We start from the raw sequence: 21,873 nt of genomic DNA, 5'->3' as shown, positions 1-21,873 counted from the left end.
TCCCGCTTCCTGGAACACCGCGTGAGCCCGTCCCTCCCCCCTCTGCACCGCTGGCAGGTACTGCTGATGTCGGTCGCCACCGGCGTGGCCGTGGCCAGCAACTACTATGCGCAACCGCTGCTGCACACCATCGCCGATGCCTTCGGCGTGCCGTTCGGCCAGGTCGGCATGGTGGTTACTGCCGCACAGCTGAGCTATGCCGCCGGGCTGATCCTGCTGGTGCCGCTGGGTGACCTGTTCGAGCGCCGCCGCCTGATCGTGGTGATGAGCCTGCTGTCGGCCGGTGGCCTGGTGATGAGTGCCTGCGCGCCGTCACTGACCTGGTTGCTGGTGGGCACCGCGATCACCGGCCTGTTCTCGGTGGTCGCCCAGGTGCTGGTACCGTTCGCGGCCACGCTGGCCGCGCCGGAACATCGTGGCCGCGTGGTCGGCACATTGATGAGTGGCCTGCTGCTGGGCATCCTGCTGGCGCGCACCGTGGCCGGCCTGCTTTCCAGCCTGGGCGACTGGCGCCTGGTGTATGCGATCGCTGCTGGCACCCTGGTGCTGACCGCACTGGCATTGCAGCGCGGCTTGCCGCGATTCCACCACAGCGCCGGCCTCGGCTATTTCGCATTGCTGCGCTCCATCGGCGTGCTGTTCGTGCAGGAACCGGTACTACGCCAGCGCACGCTGCTGGGCGCCTGCAGCTTCGCCATGTTCGCGATCTTCTGGACCCCGCTCGCGTTCCTGCTGGCGCAGCCTCCGTACGCCTACAGCGACGCCACCATCGGCCTGTTCGGGCTGGTCGGTGCGGCCGGCACGCTGGCGGCCGGTCTGGCCGGCCGCATGTCCGACCGCGGCCAGACCGGACGCGCCACCGCCATCGCGCTGGTGCTGTTGCTGCTCTCGTGGCTGCCGCTGGGGCTGTCGACGCACTCCTTGCTGGCGCTGCTGGTCGGCGTGGTGGTGCTGGACCTGGCTGCGCAGCTGCTGCACGTCAGCAATCAGAACCTGATCTACGCGCTGCAGCCTGCGGCACGCAATCGCCTCAATGCCGGCTACATGACCGGCTACTTCATCGGCGGTTCGCTGGGTTCGCTGCTGTCGGCACAGGTCTACCAGCGCTACGGTTGGACCGGCGTCTGCGTGGCCGGTGCCACGGTGGCCGTGCTGGCCCTGCTGCTGTGGCTGCCTGGCGCGCTGCGTGCGCGCCAAGCGGTGTCGTCGAACTAGAAGCTGCCCTGCAGCGCCAGCTCCCACCGTCCACCGGCATTGCCGGGGAACAGGCGCTTGGCCGCGTTGTCGGTGTCATGCACGGTGGCGCGCAGCTCCCATGCTGGAGTCAGCGTGGCAATGGCACTGAGCTGGCCATGCAGGTAGTCCGGGCCCTGTGCGGTGGCCAGCCAGTACTGGCCCACCGCTGCTTCCAGGCGGAAGCGCTCGTGCAGCGGCACGCGCACGCCCAGCTGGGCGTAGGTGCCACGATGGCCGCCGGCCAGTGCGTCGCTGGAATGGGCGACCTGCAGCCAGGCGCGCTGCTTCCAGGTCAACGTGGTGTTGAGCTCGGTCCAGTCCAGCGCGCGGCCGGTACCCGGGTACACGTAACGGGTCAGGTTGGCATCCAGTGTCCAGTCCGGTGCCAGCGCGCCGGACCAACCCGCCACCAGGTCGAACTCGCTGCGCGCGCCATTGTCCGGTTTGAACGAAACGTTGGAACCCCAGGCGCTGGCATACCAGCCCGACGGGATCGAGATTTTCGCGCCGGCCTGCACCGCCGGGTCGCCATCGCTCTGCGAGCTGCCGCGCCACACGTAATCGCTGGTCAATGCAGCACTGCCACTGACCTGCACCTGTGCCTGCGCGCTGCCGATGCCAAGCAGCCCTGCCAGGGCGGCCACCACCGCCGCCATCATCCCCTTGCTGTTCACTGCACTGTGTTCCTCGTCGAAGGCGGTCGCGCCGCCGGGACGGCAGTGTCGGGCGCGTGCCCGTAACGGATCGAGGGTGCTGCCTGGCCTGCGGCGCAAATTCGGCGTAAATCCCGTGGATCGGGGCCACGCGCCAACGGCGCGGTATCATGGCGCCTTGTTTCCAGGAACCAACCGCGTGGACGCCATCCTGACCCCGGTATCGATCGGCGAGCTGATCGACAAGATCACCATTCTCGAGATCAAGGCCGAGCGCATCGACGATGCGGCCAAGCTGAGCAACGTGCGCACCGAGCTGGACGGCCTGCTGCCCCTGTTGCAGCAGCAGCTGCAGGCACAGCCGGCGCTGGCCGTGCTGAAGCAGCAGCTGAAGGCGATCAACGAGCGCATGTGGGACATCCAGGACCAGCTGCGCGACAAGGAAGCGGCCCAGGTGTTCGACGATGCCTTCATCCAGCTGGCACGCGGCGTCTATGGCACCAATGGCGAGCGCGTGCAGGTGAAGAACGAGATCAACCGCGTGGCCGGTTCGGCGCTGGTGGAAGAAAAGCAGTACCAGGGCGAGTAACGCCGCTCATCCGCATTCCAGCAGGTGGCGGAAGCGGAACAGGTCACCATCGCCGCGGATGCCAAGCTTGCGGTAGGCCGAGGTTTTCTGCGAGCTGATCGTGCTGGCCGAGCGCCCCGATCGCACGGCCATTTCGCTGGTGCTGAAGCCCTTCAGCACCAGCCTCAGCACTTCACGTTCGCGCTGGCTCAGCGGCGCCAGCACCGGTGCGGATGCCCGGCGTGTGCGTGGCAGCTTCAGCTCCTCACGCAGTTCCGGTGGCACGAAGCGCCCTCCTCGAGCGACCACGTCGATGGCGCGCAGCAACGTTTCCGGTGGCGTCGACTTGGACAGGAAGCCGCGCGCACCGGCGCGCATCGCGGTGGTCACCGTGCTGGCGTTGCAGTGCGCCGACAACACCAGCACCGGCAGTGCCGGCCAGCGCTGCGACAGTACCCGCAACAAGGCCAATCCATCGCCCACGTCGCCCATCGGCAACGCGTCGGTCAGCAGCAGGTCGACGCAGCTCGGGCTGTGCTCCAGCAGCTGCAGCAGGTCGGCCTCGTTGGACAGGCTCACCCGAACCTGCACGCCACTGTGTTGCCGCAGCAGTACTTCCACGCCCAACCGCAATACCGGGTGCGGATCCAGCAGCGCCAGGCGACGCGGCCGATCAGGAAGCAGGGGAGGAAGAATCGGCGGCATCGCGGCATGTCCAGGCAACATGGGACATCCACCGTAGGGCGGCGCCCGCAGCGGCGGAATCCAATTCCTTGCAATGCTCGCCCCGGGTGCGCCACCAGTCAGATAACATTCTGTTTTGCGCCATCGCAAACGCAACAGGCCCGGCAAGAGCCGGGCCTGTCGAGGCTTTTCCAGCGCGCAATCGCGCCGAGGCAGCAATTACCAGCTGAAGCGCGGGCCGACGGTGTATTCCTTGTCGCCGTGACGGTTCATCTTCAGCTCGCCGTTCAGGCCCCAGTTCTGGTTCAGCTTGACCTGACCACCCAGGCGGCCGTACCACTGGCCATCCGGATTGACGCCGTGCTTCTTGGCGTAGTCTTCGTAGCCGACCATGCCGTAGACCTCGGCGTGGGCGCCGAAGGCAGTGCGGATACCGGCTTCAGCGCTGTAGCCGTTGAAGTCCAGACCGTGCTTCGGGTCGAACTTCTGGTAGGCAACGCGGGCAACGAAGTCGGTGCTCGGAGCGATTTCAACGTTGTAGCCGGCACCGATCTTCCACTGGTCAACCTTCAGGTTGGTGTGGTCGATTTCCTGGCGGTTGTATTCGCCGAAGGCGTGGAAGTTCGGCAGGAAGGCGTAGGAACCCTTCACGCCCCAGCCATCAGCCTTGATGCCATCGACGTCGGTCTTGGCGTAGTCGGCTTCGGCGTAGTTGTAGGACAGGTTCTCAGCAGCCGAGGCGGTGAACGGCAGGGCAGCGGCCAGGGCCAGAGCAATCAGCGAATTCTTCATGGGGGTACACCTTTACTTTCTTATGGTGTGCAGCAGCGCCAGGGCGCCATCGCATCGGGAATGTAAATTCTCCGTTATTCGCCACAACGCTCCCTGAAAACAGCGGTCTTCGCATTGCTGAATTTTTTGCCTTGATTCAGGCTGCGTCTGGCATACGCGCGCGGCGCGCGTGCATTTGAGTTCCGCTGACCCTTGCAACAGGAGGTTGCCTTGCGCGTGCCTGCCCCGCTGCGGTTCCCGTTCTGCGCTGCCGTCCTCGCCTTCATCGGCGTGTCTTCCACTGTATCGGCACAGCCGCTGCAGCCTTCCGACTACCAGCGCGCCGAGCGCGTGCACGACAGTCACCTGCGCGGTGCGCTGCGCAATGCCTCGCTCCTGCCGAACTGGCTGGCCGATGGCCGGTTCTGGTACGAACGCGAAGACGACCAGGGCCGGCGCGAGGGTGTGCTGGTCGATCCGGCGCGGGCCACCCGGCAGATCCTGTTCGATCGCACTGCGCTGGACAGTGCTGCGGGCCCCCTGGGGGTGAACGGGCAACAGTTGCGGTTGGTCAATGTGCAGGTGCTGGCCGATGGCCTGCGCCTGCGCTTCAGCGGTGAAACCGGCATCGACTGCCAGTGGCCACGTTGGCAGTGCACGCAGGCTCAGGATGCCGCGCCCCCTGCCGATGCACTGCCAGCACCCGACGGCGAGGCCTGGCTGCAGGTACGCGACCACAATTTATGGCTGCAGCAACGCCGACAGGCGCCGCGGGCGCTGACCACCGGCGGTGTAGCGGGCCATGGCTATGGTGTACTGCCCGATTTCACCCTGCGCGGTATTCCGCGCAGCCAGGGCCGGATGCCGGCGCGGCCGTTCGCCGTCGGCTGGTCGCCCGATGGGCGCTATGTTGCCGGCGTCCGCTACGACGAACGTGCACTGCAGGACTACCCCTATCTGGAAAGCACCCCGGCCAGCGGCGCGCGGCCCCGCGTGCATACGGTGAAACTGGGATTGCTGGGCGATGCACAGCAGGTGCATGACAGCCTGTACATCGTCGATGTACGCAGCGGTCGGCAACTGGACATCACCCTGCCCGAGGGCTGGAACACCCTCAGCGAGGCCGGCGTGCTGGGATGGGATGGGCACCGGCTGTATGCCGCGATCGCGCACTTCGGCGTGCCACGACGATTGCGCCTGGTGGAGATCGATGCCGGCAGCGGTGCGCTGCGCACCGTGCTGGAAGAAGCCGGCGACGCGCGCCTGCAGCTCAGCCTGTACTCCTACAACCGTGCCTCGGTTGCGATCCTGCCCGGCCAGGACACGGCCGTGTGGTTCTCGCAGCGTGATGGCTGGGGCCATCTGTACCGGGTGCGCCTGTCCGACGGCAAGGTGATGCGCCAGCTGACCCGTGGCCGTTGGGCGGTACGTGACCTGGTTGGCGTGGACAGCGCAGGCGATTGGGCGTACTTCAGTGCCGGTGGTGTCGAGGGCGGCGATCCCTACGTGCGTGGCCTGTACCGGGTATCGCTGCAGGGTGGACCGGTGCAGCGCCTGGCTGCCGATGGCAATGACCACCTGGCCGATGCCGGCACCGGCATGCTGTTCGGTGGACGCGCACCGCAGGCGCTGTCGCCCGGCGGCCGCTATCTGGTGGATACGGTGTCCAGCCTCGCTCAGCCGCCACGTACGGTGCTGCGTGCCAGCAACGATGGCCGCGAAGTGATGGTGCTGGAGGCTGCGGATCCACAGGCGGTCATTGCTGCTGGCTGGCGACCGCCGCGGCGCGAGCGGCTGCTGGCCGCCGACGGGCGCACGCCGATCTTCGCCACCGTCTACCTGCCCCGCGACTACCGCGATGACGGTAGCTTCCCGGTGATCGACGCGATGTACGGCGGTGCGTTCATCAGCAATGCGCCAGTGACCTATGCCGAAGCGGTTTCGGCCCAGAACCCGGTATCCCGCGCCAGCCTGGCCGAGCTCGGCTTCGTGGTGGTCAGCATCGATGCGCGCGGCACCGGCGGCCGCGACAAGGCGTTCCATGACAGCAGCTTCCTGCACGGTGCCGATGTGCAGCTGGATGACCATGTGGCTGCACTGCACCAGCTGGGCGAACGCTACCGGGGGATCGACCTGCAGCGGGTCGGCATCTACGGGCATTCGTTCGGCGGCTACAGTGCGGCGCGTGCTCTGCTGCGCTACCCGGCGTTCTACAAGGTGGGCGTGGCCTCGGCCGGCAGCCACAATTTCCAGGGCATGTACGGCGGCGCCCTGCACGGCATGGACCGGCTGTTCGGTGGCGTGCTGCCAGCTACGGCCATGGCCGATGGCGTGCCAGCGCCCTTTGCCGGGCTCGACAATGCCGCGCTGGCCGGCAACCTGCGCGGGCACCTGCTGCTGGTCTACGGCGAACTGGACGAGAACGCGCCACCGGCGCTGACCCTGCAGCTGGCTGCGGCCCTGAACACGGCCCAGCGCCGCTACGACCTGTTGTACCTGGCCCGGCAGGACCACGAACTGTTCCGCAACGACGCCACCTACACGCACCGCATGTGGGACTACTTCGTGCGTCACCTGGCCGGCCGGGAACCGCCGGATACGGTGCTGGCGCCGCTCCCGGGTGGCCCGGGCTGAACAGGCACACGCGGGATGTCGATCCCCGACGCGCTGGTTCGTCGGGTACTTGAAGGCCGTGCATGTGGCACGGTCCATCCGGAGGCAGGCAATGAGCTACATCGATGGTTTCGTCCTGGCGGTGCCCACCGCCAACAAGGAGAAGTTCCTCGCCCATGCACGCACAGGTGATCCCGTTTTCATCGAGTACGGCGCGCTGCGCGTGGTCGAGTGCTGGGGCGATGACGTGCCGCACGGCAAGACCACCGATTTCTTCGGCGCGGTGAAAGCCACGCCGGATGAGACGGTGGTGTTTTCCTGGATCGAATGGCCGGACAAGCCGACCCGCGACGCCGGCATGAAGAAGATGATGGAAGACCCGCGGTTTGATCCAACGAAGAATCCGATGCCGTTCGACGGCGCACGGATGATCTACGGCGGCTTCGTGCCGATCTACGAGCTGACGCGCTGAACCCGGCGGACGTGCTCAGCGCGCGTCCGTCTCATCGCCGGCAGCGGCATGGCCGGCGCCCAGTGCGGCGCCGGCGCCGAGGCCCATGCCGCCCATGCCAGCGCCCATTCCTCCACCGCCGCCTCCACCACCACCCGCACGGCCGCCCTTGGCATCGCCATCATTGCGGCCCTTGCCGCCCCCACTGGCACCGGGCCGGGTCGGTCCCTGCGGTGGAATCTGCAGGTCGGGGGGAATCGGTGCCAGATCCAGCGCTTCGCGCACGAAGTCGCGCAGCGAGACAACCAGTTCGTGGGTATGCACCGGCCGTCCCTGTGCCAGTTCGTTGGCGGCACGCGTGGCCAGCCGCACCTGTTCGTCGGTGCCCAGCAGCAGGATGTCCGACAACGCGGCCTCGACGGCATCACGGATGCGGCGCGCCCGATCCGAGCGCGGCTCGGCGATGCCTTCGGCATCTTCGCGCTGGCGCAGGTCGCGGCGATGGCTGGGGTCCACGCCCAGTTCGCCAGTGAACGAACCGCCCAGGGTCTTGTAGGCGGCCATCAGTGTGCGCAGCCGTTCGTTGATCTGCCGGTTCTCGCGCTCGCGGCGCTGCTGCAGGGTCTGCATCACCAGCAGGCGGATGCCCACGCCCAACAGGGTGATCAGGACCAGGCCGGCCAAGGTGGACAGCACGCCCTGCCAGGAACTGAAGTCGATACCGCGCATGATCGGGGCTCCGGCGGGAAGAACCTGCATCTTGCCCCAGACAGCGCCCCAGAAACGCGAAAGGCCCCGCCACCCAGGGGTGACAGGGCCTTCGGTCACGGCGCGATTACTTGCGCTTGGCGACCTTGCGCACGGCCTTGGCCGGTGCCTTCTTGGCAACAGCCTTCTTGGCCGGAGCCTTCTTGGCGGCGACCTTCTTCAGCGGCGCTGCCTTCTTGGCGACGACCTTCTTGGTCGCAGCGACCTTCTTGCCGACAACCTTCTTGGCAGCCGCGGTCTTCCTGGTGGCGACCTTCTTGGTGGCGGCAACCTTCTTGCCGACAACCTTCTTCGCAGCGGCGGTCTTCTTGGTGGCGACCTTCTTGGTGGCGGCAACCTTCTTGCCGACAACCTTCTTCGCAGCCACGACCTTCTTGCCGGCGACCTTCTTGGCGGCGACGGTCTTCTTGGCCACAGCCTTCTTGGCGGTGGCGACCTTCTTGCCGACAACCTTCTTGGCGGCCGCGGTCTTCTTGGCAACGGTCTTCTTGGCGACGGCAGCCTTCTTGGTGGCGGCCTTCTTCACGGTGGCGACCTTCTTGCCGGCAGCCTTGGTGGCGGCCTTGGTGGTCTTCTTGGCAGCGGCGGCCTTCTTGGTCGCGGCCTTGCCTGCAGCCGCCTTCTTCTTGGCCACTTCCTTCTTCAGGGCAGCGGCTTCGGCCTTGGCGTTCTTCTTGGCGGCTTCCAGCTTCTTCTTGGCCTTGGCAACGGTCTTGCCGACCGACTTGGCAGCCTTCTCGGCCTTCTTGGCGACAGTCTTCTCGACCTTGGCCACGGCCTTCTTGGCCTTGGCAACGCGGGTGCCGGCAGCCTTGGTGGCGCGCTTGACGGTCTTCTTGACCGACTTCACTGCGTCTTCGGCAGCGTGGGCGATGGTCTCGCCGACGTTGGTGGCGGTTTCTTTCACGTTCTCGACAGCGTCGGTCACGACCGACACACCATTACCGTTGCTCATGTTGCCCTCCTGGGGGCCTTAAGTATCAAAACGGGGCGATGCTATACCGACATTGACGATCGTGGAACGGGGCATGCGCCAGCAATCGCATCTGCTGCGACGCAGATGGAGTAGGCAACGGCCCCGGTCATCGCCTGTGGTTTGCAGCAAACCCCTTTTTTTCAGTACTGCGCCACACGAACCGCGCACTGCCTGGCAGTCGTCGCGCGCACGTGCACGGATGCAGCGTCCGGCATGCATCGTGGCGCATTGCGGCACCGGCTTGCGCGGAACTGCGCAAGTATCCGCCTGTGTCAGCGCGGCACGCGTTGGCCTTGAGTGGCGCACGAATCACCTGCCCGGGTGTCGCCATACCCCCGTTTCCGGGCTCCGCCGCCCCCTTCGATGCACGCGGTTTTCATGGCGCATTTATCCAGATCGCGACACACTCATTCAGCTTGTTTTACCGTAGGGCCGAACCGCCCCCACCCACGCCAGCGAACCGACAACCATGCGACCGCTTCCCACCCTGCTCACGCTCGCAATCGCCGCCGCCTTCGGTGGCTTCGTTGCCACCGGCATCAATGCCCACCTGGACAACCGTGCCGATGCAGCGCCACTGCCGGCGGTGCTGCCGACCACGGCCGCGCTGCCGGCCTCGGTGGCCGGACAGGCAGTGCCGTCGCTGGCACCGATGCTGGAGAAGGCGATGCCGGCGGTGGTCAGCGTCAACACCAAGCAGGTGGTGCGCGTGCGCAACCCGTTCTTCAACGATCCGTTCTTCCGCCGCCTGTTCCCGGACATTCCGCAGGAGCGCATCAACGAATCGCTGGGCTCGGGCGTGATCATCGATGCCAAGGAAGGCCTGGTGCTGACCAACCACCATGTCATCGAGAACGCCGATGACGTACAGGTGACACTGGCCGACGGGCGCACGGTGAAGGCCGAGTTCCTCGGTTCGGACCGCGATACCGACATCGCGCTGATCCGCATCCCGGCGCAGAACCTGACCGACATCAAGCTCGGCAACAGTGACCAGCTGCGGGTGGGTGACTTCGTGGTGGCCATCGGCAACCCGTTCGGCTTCAGCCAGACGGTCACCTCGGGCATCGTCTCGGCGGTGGGCCGCAGCGGCATCCGTGGCCTGGGCTACCAGAACTTCATCCAGACCGATGCATCGATCAACCCGGGCAACTCCGGTGGCGCACTGGTCGACCTGCAGGGCCAGCTGGTCGGCATCAATACCGCCAGCTTCAATCCGCAGGGCAGCATGGCCGGCAACATCGGCCTGGGCCTGGCGATTCCGTCCAATCTGGCGCGCAGCGTGGTCGACCAGCTGGTCAAGCACGGCGTGGTGGTGCGTGGCACGCTGGGCGTGGAGAGCCAGAACCTGACCGCGCAGATCGCGCAGGGGCTGGGCCTGGGCGAAACGCGTGGCGCGCTGATCACCCGCGTGCTGGCCGGTTCGGCCGCCGCCGCAGCCGGTCTGAAGCCGGGCGATGTGGTGGTCTCGGCCAACGGCCAACGCGTGGACAGCGCCGAAGCCCTGCACAACGTGGAAGGCCTGGCCGCAGTCGGCAGCCCGCTGGCGCTGGAAGTGCGCCGTGAAGGCAAGCCGCTGCAGATCAAGGCCACGCTGAAGGAACAGGCGCGTGCGGTCACCGGCGAGAGCCTGGACCCGCGGCTGACCGGTGCCACCTTCGTCGACCTGCCCGAGTCGCTGCGGCAGTCGGGGGTCGGCGGCGTGCTGGTCAGCGAGGTCAAGCGTGGCAGCCGCGCGGCCACCAACGGCCTGCAGCAGGGCGACATCATCACCGACGCCACCGTGGGTGAATTCGCCGACCTGGCCAGCTGGCGTGCCAATTTCCAGCAGCGCCCGCCGACCCTGGTGGTACGCGTGCTGCGCAACAATGGCCAGCAGCAGGGCCAGCTCGTGATGCGCTGATCGCCCTGCCGTAACACCCCCTATACCCCGGCAATGCTATTGCTGTCAGTCCAGGTCGGCACCGCCGACATCCGTTCCCCCATCGCAACAGGAGTGATTCGATGAGCCCCACCAATACCGAGAACCTGAAGGAACACCTGGGTGAAGCCGGTTCCCACCTGAAGCAGGCCGCCAGCGCTGCCGGCGGTGCGATCAAGGGCGCTACCGGTGCAGCGAGCGACGAACTGCGCATCGGCAAGGCCAACGTCAAGGCGGAACTGTCCGACAGCGCGCTGTCCGGCCTGGCCGCCGCCGAATTCGGTGGTGCCGCCGCCAAGGAGCAGGTCGACGCGTTGATGGACAAGGGCAAGGACCTGATCGACAGCGCCGCCGAGTTGATCCGTGAGCGTCCGTTGGCTTCGTTCGGCGTCGCCTTCGCTGCCGGCTGGATCATCGCCAAGCTGGCCCGCGGCAGCAGCGACAAGTAAGCCGCGGCGTGAGCGAAGACAACGCGCAAACGCCTGATCCGGCGGCCACCCCGCCGCTGGACGAGAGCATCCGCCAGGTCGGTGCGGCCGGTCGTGCCGCCGCCGATTCGGCCAAGCACACCGTGCGCTCGCTGCGCCGGTTGGCTTCGGCCGACTTCGCGATGGCGCGCAGCGCGTTCGGTCGTGCGCTGGCCTGGGCCGGCGTGGCGATCGTATTCGGTGCGTCGGCCTGGCTGCTGATGGCCGCCACCCTCATCGCCCTGCTGCAGAGCTGGGGCCTGAGCTGGCTGCAGGCCCTGCTGATCACCTCGTTGCTGAGCCTGGCCGTCACCGGCTATGCGATCTGGCGGGTGTCCTACTTCTTCCACCACACCGGCATGCATGCCACCCGGCGCCAGCTGTCACGCCTGGGCCTGTTCGACGAGCCCAGCGACGACGACCCCGATGCCGGCGTGCAGCTGCCCGAGGGCAAGCCATGAAGTTCGGCGCGCTGCAGCGGCGGGTGAAACGCTGCGAACAGGTGGTGACCGTGCGCCTGGGCGAGACCCAGGACCACTGGTCCACGCTCAGCCAGGTCTGGCGCCAGGGCTGGTCACCACTGCGCATCGTGGTGGTCGGCCTGGCCGGTGGCTTCATCGCCGGCAAGCTGGAAGTGCCGGGCAAGGTCAACGGTGCGCGCTGGCTGCAGATGGTCGGTTCGGTCTCGAACCTGTTCGCCAGTGCACAGGCGGCGTTCGCCACGGCGATGGCGGCGCAGGCCGCCGCGACCGCCGACGACGCGGCTGAAGAAGCCGACGATGCCAGCGAACAGGCACGGGCGGCGGCCTCCGCCACCGACGCACGGCCCGCACCGCGACCGGTGCCGGAACCCGAACCGGAACTGCGCGAGCCGCGCCCGGCCGAAGCCGCCACCGAGCTGTCCGAACGTTGATCCATGGAATCCGCCGCGCCGATCACGGCCGGCGGATAATGCGCTCCCCTTCCCGGTTGGTGCGTCGATGAGCGAGTCCCTCCTGTCCCCGTCACCGGCCGATCCGCAGGACCCGGAGGCACCGCTGCCGCCCCCGTCGCGCCCGCGCGGGCCGATGTCGCTGGTGGTACTGGCGACCCTGGCGGTGGGCTACACGCTGTGGGCCGCGCAGGACATCATCCTGCCGGTGCTGCTGGCGGTGTTCTTCGCACTGGTCGGCAATCCGATCCTGCGCCTGCTGCAGAAGCTGTGGATTCCGCGCGCGCTGGGCGCCCTGCTGATCCTCGGCGCCGGCCTGGGCGTGACCGGTTCACTGGCGGTGCAGCTGATCGGACCGGCGATGGAATGGGCGCAGGAGGCACCGCAGCAGCTGCGCAAGATTGCCCGCCAGGTGCAGGACCTGACCAAGCCGGTGCAGCAGGCCAACCAGGCGGCGGAGAACTTCGCCCGTGTTGCCGGTGGCGACAGCAACCGCAAGGTGCAGGTGATCCGCGCCCAGCTCGACGACCCCTACCGGATGCTGACGCGCGCGCCACGACTGGCCGCGTCGGTGCTGGCCGTGGTGCTGCTGACCCTGTTCTTCATGATCTACGGGCAGAGCCTGCAGCGCGCGGCGATCGCGCTGTTCCCGAACCGCCAGCAGCAGCGCTTCACCAGCGACATCCTGCGGTCGATCGAACGCGAGGTCTCGCGCTACGTGCTGACCATCAGCGTGATCAACACCCTGGTGGGCCTGGTGTTTGCCGGCATCCTGATGCTGCTCGGCATCGGCCTGCAGGAAGCGTTGTTGTGGGGCACGGTGGCCGCACTGCTGAACTTCGCTCCCTATGTGGGCCCGCTGATCGGCGTGGCACTGATGCTGCTGATGGGCTTCGTGGAGTTCCGCGACCCGCTGCAGGCCCTGCTGCCGGCGGCCGCGTACCTGGCCCTGCACACCCTGGAAGGACAGATGGTGACCCCGATCGTGCTGGGCCGGCGCATGAAGCTGTCGCCGCTGGTGCTGATCCTGGCACTGATGGTGTTCGGCTGGGCCTGGGGCATGATCGGCCTGCTGCTGGCGGTGCCGCTGCTGGTCTGCATCAAGCTGGTGCTGGCACGGCTGGACGGCATGCAGGGTTGGGCGCGGTTGCTGGAGTGACCGCCGCCCATCGTTGGGTGGACCGGAAGAGGAACGGTGGGACGGCCAGGGCTGGCAGAATAGTCGCCCGCTTTTTCCAGGATGGAACCTTCCCCATGTTCTCTTTTGCGCGTCGCTGCCTCGCCCTGACCTGCCTGGCTGCCCCTGCCTTTGCCGCGGCCCCACCCAGTGCGGACGTGGCCCGCACCCAGCTGGTGGAGGCTGTCACCTGCCAGCGCCATCTGACACCCGAACAGTTCGATGCGATGGCCAAGGTACTGATGCCCGCCGGGGCCAAGGCCAGGGACGAGCATGACAATGGCTACACCCTGGCCGCGCCACTGATGGTGCTTGGCCTGCCGGTGACCCATGTGAACGCCTACGACGGTTCCAGTGGCGAGGATGGCGTGGACAGTTACACGGCGTACTTCGGCAATACGGAGATCAGCAGGGTCGCCGCGCTGGCGAAGATGCCGCCACCGGTGGCAGGCAGCTACCGCCGCCAGGTGGGCCGGCATGATCTGGTCGTGGATCGCCTCGACGGCCAGACCATCCTGTACTGCCAGTTCGACCTGCGCAGCCACTGACGACGACAGCGCCTGCCTGTCGCGCGCATGAAAGCCCGCGCGGGCAGGCGTAGAATGGCGGGGTGAATTTCCCCGTCCAAGCCATCACTCTCGACCTTGACGACACGCTGTGGCCGTTCGCTCCGATCGGCGCCCGCATCGACCTGGTCCTGCACGAGTGGATGCGTGAAAACAGCCCTGCCACGGCCGAGATGTATCCGGTGGCGGCGATGCGCGAACTGCGCGAGCGCCTGTACCACGCCCATCCGCACCTCCACCACGACCTGAGCGCGCTGCGTCGGCTGACCCTGCACGAAGCCCTGCACGCCAGCGGCGCCAGCCTCGATCTGCTGGAGCCGGCGTACGAAGTGTTCTTCGCCGCGCGCAACCAGGTCGAGTGCTACCCCGATGCGATCGATGCGCTGGCGCGGATTGCCGCGCGGGTGCCGGTGGCAGCGCTGAGCAACGGCAATGCCGATCTGGAGCGGATCGGCCTGGCCCATCATTTCGTCTTCCAGTTGGGCGCGCGCGAACACGGCGCGGCCAAGCCCGAGGCAAGCATCTTCCACGCCGCCTGCACCCGACTGGGTGTGGCGCCGGCACAGGTACTGCACGTCGGCGATCACGCCGAGATGGACGTGGCCGGGGCGATCGCCGCCGGCCTGCGCGGCTGCTGGATCAACCGCGAAGCAGCCACCTGGACCCATCCGAAACTGCAGCCGGACCTGCAGTTCGACACCCTCACCGGCCTGGCCGACTGGTTGGACGCCAACCTCGATGCCGCCGCACCCCGGAGTATCTGACGCATGAGCGAGATCACTGGTTTCACCGCCGACACCGCCGCAGCGCTGCCGCTGTACGTGCTGGACCGCGAGCAGTTCGCCGCCTGGAAGGACGGCCAGCCGGCCGCCACCCAGGCCTGGCTGGCGTCACAGGGTTTCACCGCCGGCGCGCACAGCGTGGCCCTGCTGCCCGGCAGCGATGGCCTGGCCGGTGCGGTGATGGGTGTGGGTGATCGTGGCGATGCCTACAGCTATGCGCACGCCCCGCACGCCCTGCCGGAGGGCAGCGTGTGGCAGCTGGCCAGCGAACTGCCGGCCGCCGAACTGGCGCTGCTGCAGCTGGGCTGGGGCCTGGGCAGCTACCGCTTCGACCGTTACCGCAAGCGCAACCGTGCACCGGCACAGCTGGTGGCTGCACCGTCCGGCGAGGTGGCCGACCTGATCGCCGCCAGCCTGCGCGTGCGCGACTGGGTCAACACCCCGACCGAAGACATGGGCCCGCAGCAGCTGGAAGACGCCGCACGCGCCCTGGCCGATGCGCATGGCGCGCAGGTCGAAGCGATCACCGGCGATGAACTGCTGAAGCAGAACTTCCCGGCGATCCACGCCGTGGGCCGCGCATCGCACCGCGCACCGCGCCTGGTGGTGCTGCGCTGGGGCAAGGACACCGATCCGGCACTGGTGCTGGTCGGCAAGGGCGTGTGCTTCGATACCGGCGGCCTGGACATCAAGCCGGCCGACGGCATGCGCAACATGAAGAAGGACATGGGCGGTGCCGCGCATGCACTGGCCCTGGCCGGCCTGGTGATGGCACGCGGGCTGCCGGTGCGCCTGACCCTGCTGGTGCCGGCGGTGGAAAATGCGATCGGTCCGGATGCCTTCCGCCCGGGCGAAGTGATCGCCACCCGCAAGGGCCTGAGCGTGGAGATCGACAACACCGATGCCGAAGGCCGCGTGATCCTGTGCGATGCGCTGACCTTCGCCGGTGAGCAGAAGCCGGACCTGGTGCTGGACTTCGCCACCCTCACCGGTGCCGCACGCATCGCACTGGGCCCGGATCTGCCGGCGCTCTTCAGCAATGACGACCGCGTGGCCCAGCAGTGGCTGCAGGCCGGCGACGCGACCCGCGACCCGGTCTGGCGCATGCCGCTGTGGCGCCCCTACCTGCGTTACCTCAGCAGCGGCATCGCCGACCTGGCCAACGCCGGTTCGCGCATGGCCGGCTCGGTGACCGCCGCGCTGTACCTGGAGCGTTTCCTGGAAGACGGCCAGCGCTGGGCGCACCTGGACGTGTACGCCTGGAACGACGGCGAACGCCCGGGCCGTCCGGCCGGTGGCGAAGCGCTGGCGCTGCGTTCGGCGTGGGCGATGCTGAAGGCGCGTTACAGCTGATCGGGTGGGTGCCGACCTTCGTCGGCACGCCGTCCCCGGCAAACTTGACGAAAAATTGAATACCGGGCCTGGAAGGGTTCTGCGAGGATGTGTGGGTCGACCACCCACACGCTCCGTGAAGGCAGGAACCCGACCATGTCGCTCTTCCGCTACACCCGCGCCGGCCAGGCAGCGGACGCACCGCGCAGGCATTCGCCGCTGCCCTGGATCGCACTGATCGCGCTCATCCTGGGTGCCGTCGCACTGGCCTTCGCCTGGCTGGCCGGCTGGATTGGTGACCGCCTCACCGCGCAGCGCTTCACCGACACCATCGAGGCCACCGGTCCGGCCCATCCCGGGTTCCGCCGTGCGCACAGCAAGGGCATCTGCGTGAGCGGCTGGTTCGAACCCAGCGCGCAGGCCCCCACCCTGTCCAGTGCACGGGTGTTCTCGCAGCGCCGCGTGCCGGTGATGGGCCGCTTGTCGATCGGCGGCGGCGATCCCTACGGCGCCGACAACACCGCACGCGTGCGCAGCCTCGCGGTGCAGATGGTCAGCGATGATGGCCAGGAATGGCGCATGGCGATGAACAGCTTCCCGTTCTTCGCCGTGCCCAACGCCGAGGCGTTCTACGAGCAGACGCGCGCCTCCATTCCCGACCCGGCCACCGGCAAGCCCGACCCGCAGAAGATGGCCGCAGTGCTGGCCAGATACCCCAGTGCGCAGGCCTTCCAGCAGTGGGCCAAGACCGCGCCGTGGACCAGCAGCTGGGCCGACACCACCTTCAACAGCGTCAACAGCTTCTGGTTCACCAACGCGCAGGGCCAGAAACGCGCCGTGCGCTGGCGCTGGCAGCCGCAGGCGCCGGTGGTGGAGATGGATGCGGAAACCCGCAAGCAGGCCAGCGTCGATTTCCTCAGCCAGGAACTGCAGCAGCGCCTGGCCAATGGTCCGGTGCGCTGGAACCTGGTCGTGACCACCGCCGAGCCCGGCGATGCCATCGATGATCCGTCGGTACCGTGGTCCGAGTCGCGTGATCAGGTCGTGGCCGGCGTACTCAGCCTGGACCGCATGCAGTCGCAGGAACACGGCGCCTGCGGGCAGATCAACTTCGATCCGCTGATCCTGCCCAGTGGCGTGCGCGGCAGTGAAGATCCGATCCTGGCGGCCCGCTCGGCGGTTTATTCGCAGTCCTTCAACCGCCGCGAACGCGAGCGCGCCACCGGCAACGTCGAGCAACCGAAGGAGGCCGCACGATGAGCACCGGCAACGGCCACTTCAACCTGCTGGCGCGGGTGCTGCACTGGTCCATGGCGCTGATGATCATCGCCATGCTGTTCGTCGGCGTGACCATGGTCGCCTCGCTGCACCTGCGGCCGATGCTGATCGACCTGCACCGCCCGTTGGGCATCGCCATCGGCGTACTGGTGCTGTTGCGCCTGTACAACCGGCTGCGCCATCGCCCACCGCCGCTGCCGGCGGATCTTCCGGTGTGGCAGGTGATGGCCGCCAAGGCCTCGCACTGGATGCTGTATGCACTGATGCTGGCAATGCCGCTGATCGGCTGGGCGATGCTGTCGGCCGGTGGCTACCCGATCGTGCTGTGGGGCGGCCTGCACCTGCCGCCGATCGTGCCGCACACCCCGGCGCTGTATGCCGCGTTGCGCAATGCGCACAGCCTGCTGGCGTATGTGTTGTTCGCCACGGTGCTGATGCACGTGGGTGCGGCGTTGTTCCACCTGTGGGTGCGGCGCGATGGGGTGTTCCAGGCGATGGCGCGCGGGAAGGATTGATCGGGTTCGCCGGGCGTTCACGGCGGATCGTTTCCGCGACCGCGGAGGGGTGTCACTTTCTTTGCGCGCAAAGAAAGTAACCAAAGAAACGCTCCGCCGGCCGCGAGCCGGCGTGCTTCGCACGCCGATGCCCTGCGCTCCTCGGTCCGTCGAGGGACGGCGCGGGAACTCGCTGCGCTCAGACACCCGCGCCTCTTCGCCCTCGCCGGACCTGCGGTGCTCGGCTCGCTCAAGGCGGACTTGAAGGTCAAGATCAACAACAAGAGCATCCACGCGCGGCGTGGATCTACTGGGTGCAGCTTTTGTCTTTGACGTTGGGTCCGCCTTGAGCGAGCCGAGCATCGCAGGGGAATCAGGGGCGAAGAGGCGCCGGTGTTTGAGCGCAGCGAGTTCGGCGCCGTCCCCTGATTCACCGAGAAGCACAGGGCACCGGTGCGCAGCACCGGCTCGCGACCTGGCGGTGTGTTTCTTTGGTTACTTTCTTTGCACGAGCAAAGAAAGTGACACCTCTCCGCAGGCGCGGAAATGATCCGCTACAACCACCCCTTCTGCCGCGCCAGCCGATACGCCTCGATCCGATTGGCCACGCCCAGCTTGCCGATGCACTCGGACAGGTAATTGCGCACCGTGCCGTGCGACAACCCCAACTGCTCGGCGATCTCGCTGGCGGTGCGGCCCTCGCCCGCCAGCCGCAGCACGCGGCGCTCGCGGTCGGTCAGCGGGTCGGCCTGCGACCATGCATCCAAAGCCAGCTGCGGGTCGATCGCGCGGATGCCCTGTTTCACCTTGCGCAGTGCATCGGCCAGGTTCTCGGCCGGTGCGTCCTTCAGCAGGTAGCCCAGCACGCCCGCTTCCAGCGCGCGGCGCAGGAAGCCAGCACGGGCGAAGGTGGTCACGATCACCACCTTGATCGGCAGCTCGTGACGCGCGATGCGCTGGGCCAGTTCCAGACCGGACAAGCCGGGCATCTCGATGTCGGTCACCAGGATGTCGGGCTGCAGCTGCTGCAGCATGCGCCACGCGGTTTCGCCGTCGGCGGCGCTGCCCAGCACCTCGATATCCGGTTCCAGGCCCAGCAGCGCCGACAGTGCGCCGCGCACCATCGCCTGGTCCTCGGCCAGCAGGATGCGGATCATGCGGCACCGTCCTGCGCCAGCGATGTGGACGACAGCGGCGTGGTCGCGGCCATCAACGGCACGCGTACCGTCAGCACTGTCCCCGCCCCGCGCGGCGACTGCAACGTCAACTGCCCCCCCAGCGCTGCGGCCCGCTCACGCATGCCGCACAGTCCATTGCCCTCGGCCTGCACGCCGCCACGGCCGTCATCGCGTATCTGCATCGCCAACTGTCGTTCCTCAAGCATGAAATCCACCTGCACCCGGGTCGCCTGTGCATGGCGCACGATGTTGGTTGCCGCCTCGCGCAGCACCAGCGCCAGGCCACGTTCGACGTCCACCGGCATGGCAGGTGGCGTCGTGTACTGCAGATGCACCTGCTGGCATTCCAGCAGCAGGCGCGCCGATGCCAGCTCGCCGGCGAGGTCGCTGGCGCGGATACCAGTCACCGCACTGCGCACCTGTGCCAGCGCCTCGCGGGCAATGGCCTCGGCCTCGCCGATCTCCTGCCGGGCGCGCGCATCACCGCGGTCGTGCAGCTTGCGCGCCAGTTCCAGCTTCAACGTGATCAGCGACAGGGTATGGCCCAGCAGATCGTGGAGGTCGCGGCCGATACGCTCGCGCTCGGCGGTGGTCGCCAGCCGCCGCACCTCGTCCTGGGACAGCTGCAATGCGACGTCGCGCTGCTGGCTCAAGGCCTCCACGTTCACCACCAGCCCGACGATGAACGAGACCGCCGGCATCCACACCATGGCCTGCCACGGATAGCCGAAGTACAGCGCGGTGCTGCAGAACAGAAGGTTCAGCCCGGTGAGCTGCAGCAGGTAGTGCCACCAGCCGCCCCGGCTGCTCATGCGGATCATCACGCAGCCGAACACGAAGTAGCTCAGACCCGACGGGTACCACGGCAGCAGTACCAGAGCGAGCACGATCATGCCCAGCGCATAGCGCCATGCATGGTGCCGTGGCGCCAGCATCACCTTGGCGTAGAACAGCAGGAACAGCGGATAGCTGGCCAGGGTCAGCAGCAGCCAGCGCAGCGTGAAGCCATTGCCGAGCACCGGCGTGAGGAAGATCCATACCGACCACAGCAGGTGGATCGCACCGCTCCAGGGCGATTTGCCACGTCGCAGCAGCTCGGCCACCGCCGAATCCGGTGCGGGGCGCAGCAGGGAGGCAAGCCAGCTCGGTGGCACGGGAGGATCCAGGCGGGGACGACCGCTGCCGATCATGCCAGTTCAGCCGATCCGGCGCAGGCGGCGCCGTGCCAGCAGCAGCGCCACCACCGTGACCGCCAGCAGCACCAGCAGATGGCCGGCGAGACTGCCCTCCGACGGCAGCCCGACCACTGGCAGCGCCAGCTGCGCCAGATGCCAGGTCGGCCACAGCGGTGCCATCGTCGGGAACACCTTGGGCAGTGCCGACAGCGGCAACCACAGGCCCGACAGCAGCGCCAGCGGCAGATAGACCAGGTTGACCATCGCTGGCGCCGCACTGGCACTGACATGGCTGCCGATCAGCAGGCCGATCGCCCCCAGCGGCAGCGCCGCCAGTCCGGCCACCGCCAGCAGCTGCAGCACCTGCAGCGCGTGCAGCTGGACGCCACCGAACACGCGCGCCACGCCGATCAACAACGAAGCCACCAGTAGCGCGAACATCATCGCCATGGCCAGCCGCGCCAGCAGCGGTGCCGCCGTTGGCATCGGCAGCGCGCGCTTGAGGGTCAGCAGGCCGCCTTCGCGGTCCAGCGCCAGCTGCACGCCGAAGCCGAACAAGGCCGGAGCCATCGCACCGAACACGCAGTAGGTGGCCAGCAGGTACAGCGGTGCGTGACCGCGCCCCAGCAGCACGCCGAACAGCAGGTAGAACAACACCGGAAACAGCAGCGAGGGCACCGCGAACGCCGGCGTGCGCCAGGCGCGGCGCAGTTCGGCCGTGAGTTCAGCGCGGTACGGGCGCAGTGCCTGGCGCCACACGGGCACCGGCTGACTGGCGGCGCGGATCAGCGTGTTCATGCGGCCTCCCGGGTCATGTCGAGGAAGGCGTCAGCCAGCGCCGCGCCCTGTACTTCCAGTTCGCGCAGCTGCGCATCGGCGGCCAACAGGCGTGCTACCACCGGCTCGGCCGGGCTCGCCAGCAGCTGCAGATGCTCGCCGTCGCGCTGCACCTGCTGCACACCCGGCCACTGCTGCACGTCGTCGGCGGACAGCACACTGCGGCAACGAATCCGACGCGGCCGGTCGGCCAGCCGCAGCTCGCTCAGCGGTGCATCGGCCAATACCCGGCCCTGCTCCAGTACCACTACCTGCTGCGCCAGCGCTTCGGCCTCCTCCAGGTAGTGGGTGGTCAGCAGCACGCCGCAGCCTTCGGCCACCAGCTGCCGGATCGCCTGCCACATCGCCTGCCGCGCCTGGATGTCCAGGCCGGTGGTGGGCTCGTCCAGGAACAGCACGCGCGGGCGGCCGCACAGCGCGATGGCGAACTGCACCGCGCGCTGCTGGCCCCCGGACAGCTGGCCGTAGCGACGGCGCGCCAGTGCCTGCAGGCCAGCGCGCTGCAGCACCTCCTGCAGCGGCATCGGGTCGGGGTAGCAGGCGCTGGCCTGTGCCACCAGTTCGTCCACCTGCAGCATCGGTGGCAGGCTGGTGCTCTGCAGCATCACGCCCAGGCCGATACGGCTGGCGCGCTGCTGCGGGTCACCGCCGAGCAGCTCGACCTGCCCGGCATCGGCGCGACGCAGGCCCAACAGCACGCTGATCGCGGTACTCTTGCCGGCACCGTTGCGGCCCAGCAATGCCAGCACCTGGCCAGCGCGGACCTGCAGGTCGATGCCCTGCAGGGCGGTATGGTCGCGATAGCGCACCTGCACCTGCTGCAGGCGGGCCAGCGACGGGGCGATCGGATCCATGGGCGGTACCGGTAGCGGGGACGTTGCCATCCTGTGCCGCCGTGGTCACATTTCGCAGTTGCCGCCGTCAGTGTCATCGGGTGACAGCTGTCACTGCCGTCATCGCTGTGCCTGCCTTCATGCTGTGCCGCACGCTCACCGCCGGAACCGCCGCCGTCCGC

23 protein-coding genes are annotated in these 21,873 nt (G+C 67.8%); 14 read left to right on the top strand and 9 right to left on the bottom strand.

Annotated elements, in window-relative coordinates; all coding sequences use genetic code 11:
- Positions 1-66: 66 nt before the first annotated feature.
- On the top strand, positions 67-1,215 hold the full coding sequence (locus tag EGM71_RS01535; RefSeq protein ID WP_345775939.1) for an MFS transporter: 1,149 nt from the start codon (positions 67-69) through the stop codon (positions 1,213-1,215).
- Here the strand turns inward: EGM71_RS01535 and EGM71_RS01530 are convergent.
- Entirely contained in the window at positions 1,212-1,910 is a 699-nt protein-coding gene (locus tag EGM71_RS01530; protein WP_188487314.1) for a TorF family putative porin, read from the bottom strand. The genes EGM71_RS01535 and EGM71_RS01530 overlap by 4 nt on opposite strands.
- 178 nt (positions 1,911-2,088) lie before the next feature.
- Here EGM71_RS01530 and EGM71_RS01525 point away from each other — a divergent pair, with 178 nt between their 5' ends.
- Positions 2,089-2,478 (top strand): DUF6165 family protein, encoded by a 390-nt coding sequence (locus EGM71_RS01525; protein WP_026347234.1) that lies wholly within the window; start codon positions 2,089-2,091, stop codon positions 2,476-2,478.
- Positions 2,479-2,484: 6 nt separating this feature from the next.
- Here the strand turns inward: EGM71_RS01525 and EGM71_RS01520 are convergent, their stop codons facing one another.
- Together EGM71_RS01520 and EGM71_RS01515 are read right to left on the bottom strand one after the other, a co-directional pair.
- Positions 2,485-3,183 carry a response regulator transcription factor gene (locus EGM71_RS01520; RefSeq protein ID WP_223224522.1) on the bottom strand — a complete coding sequence of 233 codons (699 nt, stop codon included), beginning with the start codon at positions 3,181-3,183 and terminating at the stop codon, positions 2,485-2,487.
- 177 nt (positions 3,184-3,360) lie between these two features.
- Positions 3,361-3,933 carry an Ax21 family protein gene (locus EGM71_RS01515; RefSeq protein ID WP_188487312.1) on the bottom strand — a complete coding sequence of 191 codons (573 nt, stop codon included), beginning with the start codon at positions 3,931-3,933 and terminating at the stop codon, positions 3,361-3,363.
- Positions 3,934-4,143: 210 nt separating this feature from the next.
- On the opposite strand from EGM71_RS01515, the gene EGM71_RS01510 reads away from it, so the two are divergent.
- Positions 4,144-6,546: a S9 family peptidase gene (locus EGM71_RS01510; RefSeq protein ID WP_188487310.1), complete on the top strand. Its 2,403-nt coding sequence runs from the start codon at positions 4,144-4,146 to the stop codon at positions 6,544-6,546.
- Between the two features lie 91 nt (positions 6,547-6,637).
- Positions 6,638-6,997 carry a DUF1428 domain-containing protein gene (locus tag EGM71_RS01505; protein WP_049414306.1) on the top strand — a complete coding sequence of 120 codons (360 nt, stop codon included), beginning with the start codon at positions 6,638-6,640 and terminating at the stop codon, positions 6,995-6,997.
- A gap of 15 nt (positions 6,998-7,012) precedes the next feature.
- On the opposite strand, the gene EGM71_RS01500 is transcribed toward EGM71_RS01505, so the two are convergent.
- Positions 7,013-7,705, bottom strand: a complete 693-nt coding sequence (locus EGM71_RS01500; protein WP_188487309.1) for a hypothetical protein — start codon at positions 7,703-7,705, stop codon at positions 7,013-7,015.
- 106 nt (positions 7,706-7,811) lie between these two features.
- Complete coding sequence (locus tag EGM71_RS01495) at positions 7,812-8,699, bottom strand: histone (protein ID WP_188487307.1); 888 nt, start codon at positions 8,697-8,699, stop codon at positions 7,812-7,814.
- Positions 8,700-9,189: 490 nt separating this feature from the next.
- Between EGM71_RS01495 and EGM71_RS01490 the strand changes: the two genes are divergently transcribed.
- The 10 genes from EGM71_RS01490 to EGM71_RS01445 all read left to right on the top strand — a co-directional run bounded on the left by EGM71_RS01490 (position 9,190) and on the right by EGM71_RS01445 (position 17,689).
- Positions 9,190-10,623 carry a Do family serine endopeptidase gene (locus EGM71_RS01490; RefSeq protein WP_188487305.1) on the top strand — a complete coding sequence of 478 codons (1,434 nt, stop codon included), beginning with the start codon at positions 9,190-9,192 and terminating at the stop codon, positions 10,621-10,623.
- Positions 10,624-10,724: 101 nt separating this feature from the next.
- Positions 10,725-11,090, top strand: a complete 366-nt coding sequence (locus tag EGM71_RS01485; RefSeq protein WP_099551487.1) for a hypothetical protein — start codon at positions 10,725-10,727, stop codon at positions 11,088-11,090.
- An 8-nt stretch (positions 11,091-11,098) separates the two neighbouring features.
- Positions 11,099-11,569: a phage holin family protein gene (locus EGM71_RS01480; protein ID WP_188487303.1), complete on the top strand. Its 471-nt coding sequence runs from the start codon at positions 11,099-11,101 to the stop codon at positions 11,567-11,569.
- Entirely contained in the window at positions 11,566-12,021 is a 456-nt protein-coding gene (locus tag EGM71_RS01475) for a protein sip-5 (protein WP_188487301.1), read from the top strand. The genes EGM71_RS01480 and EGM71_RS01475 overlap by 4 nt, the downstream gene beginning before the upstream one ends.
- 67 nt (positions 12,022-12,088) lie before the next feature.
- The gene (locus tag EGM71_RS01470; RefSeq protein ID WP_188487299.1) at positions 12,089-13,198 is read left to right on the top strand and encodes an AI-2E family transporter; all 1,110 of its coding nucleotides are present in this window, start codon (positions 12,089-12,091) and stop codon (positions 13,196-13,198) included.
- A 95-nt stretch (positions 13,199-13,293) separates the two neighbouring features.
- Entirely contained in the window at positions 13,294-13,764 is a 471-nt protein-coding gene (locus tag EGM71_RS01465; protein WP_188487297.1) for a hypothetical protein, read from the top strand.
- Between the two features lie 62 nt (positions 13,765-13,826).
- A complete protein-coding gene (locus EGM71_RS01460) occupies positions 13,827-14,546 on the top strand; it encodes an HAD family hydrolase (protein ID WP_188487295.1) in 720 nt (239 codons plus the stop codon).
- 3 nt (positions 14,547-14,549) lie between these two features.
- Positions 14,550-15,917: a leucyl aminopeptidase family protein gene (locus EGM71_RS01455; RefSeq protein ID WP_188487293.1), complete on the top strand. Its 1,368-nt coding sequence runs from the start codon at positions 14,550-14,552 to the stop codon at positions 15,915-15,917.
- Between the two features lie 135 nt (positions 15,918-16,052).
- Positions 16,053-17,156 (top strand): catalase family peroxidase, encoded by a 1,104-nt coding sequence (locus tag EGM71_RS01450; RefSeq protein WP_188487291.1) that lies wholly within the window; start codon positions 16,053-16,055, stop codon positions 17,154-17,156.
- Positions 17,153-17,689, top strand: coding sequence for a cytochrome b (locus tag EGM71_RS01445; protein ID WP_126928219.1), 537 nt, complete (start codon positions 17,153-17,155; stop codon positions 17,687-17,689). Before EGM71_RS01450 ends, EGM71_RS01445 begins: the two co-directional genes overlap by 4 nt.
- A 533-nt stretch (positions 17,690-18,222) precedes the next feature.
- On the opposite strand, the gene EGM71_RS01440 is transcribed toward EGM71_RS01445, so the two are convergent.
- From EGM71_RS01440 to EGM71_RS01425, 4 genes are read right to left on the bottom strand one after another with little or no spacing between them, the layout of a single operon-like run.
- Positions 18,223-18,825: a response regulator transcription factor gene (locus EGM71_RS01440; RefSeq protein WP_014645643.1), complete on the bottom strand. Its 603-nt coding sequence runs from the start codon at positions 18,823-18,825 to the stop codon at positions 18,223-18,225.
- Entirely contained in the window at positions 18,822-20,036 is a 1,215-nt protein-coding gene (locus EGM71_RS01435; protein ID WP_188487289.1) for a sensor histidine kinase, read from the bottom strand. Before EGM71_RS01435 ends, EGM71_RS01440 begins: the two co-directional genes overlap by 4 nt.
- 6 nt (positions 20,037-20,042) lie before the next feature.
- Positions 20,043-20,819, bottom strand: coding sequence for an ABC transporter permease (locus tag EGM71_RS01430; protein ID WP_188487287.1), 777 nt, complete (start codon positions 20,817-20,819; stop codon positions 20,043-20,045).
- Positions 20,816-21,712 carry an ABC transporter ATP-binding protein gene (locus tag EGM71_RS01425; protein ID WP_188487286.1) on the bottom strand — a complete coding sequence of 299 codons (897 nt, stop codon included), beginning with the start codon at positions 21,710-21,712 and terminating at the stop codon, positions 20,816-20,818. Before EGM71_RS01425 ends, EGM71_RS01430 begins: the two co-directional genes overlap by 4 nt.
- Positions 21,713-21,873: the final 161 nt, after the last annotated feature.

Origin of the sequence: Stenotrophomonas maltophilia (assembly GCF_006970445.1) — a bacterium.
GTDB classification, from domain to species: domain Bacteria; phylum Pseudomonadota; class Gammaproteobacteria; order Xanthomonadales; family Xanthomonadaceae; genus Stenotrophomonas; species Stenotrophomonas maltophilia_AU.
Note: the sequence above shows the minus strand (reverse complement) of the source record. Positions and strands in the feature narration are given on the sequence as shown.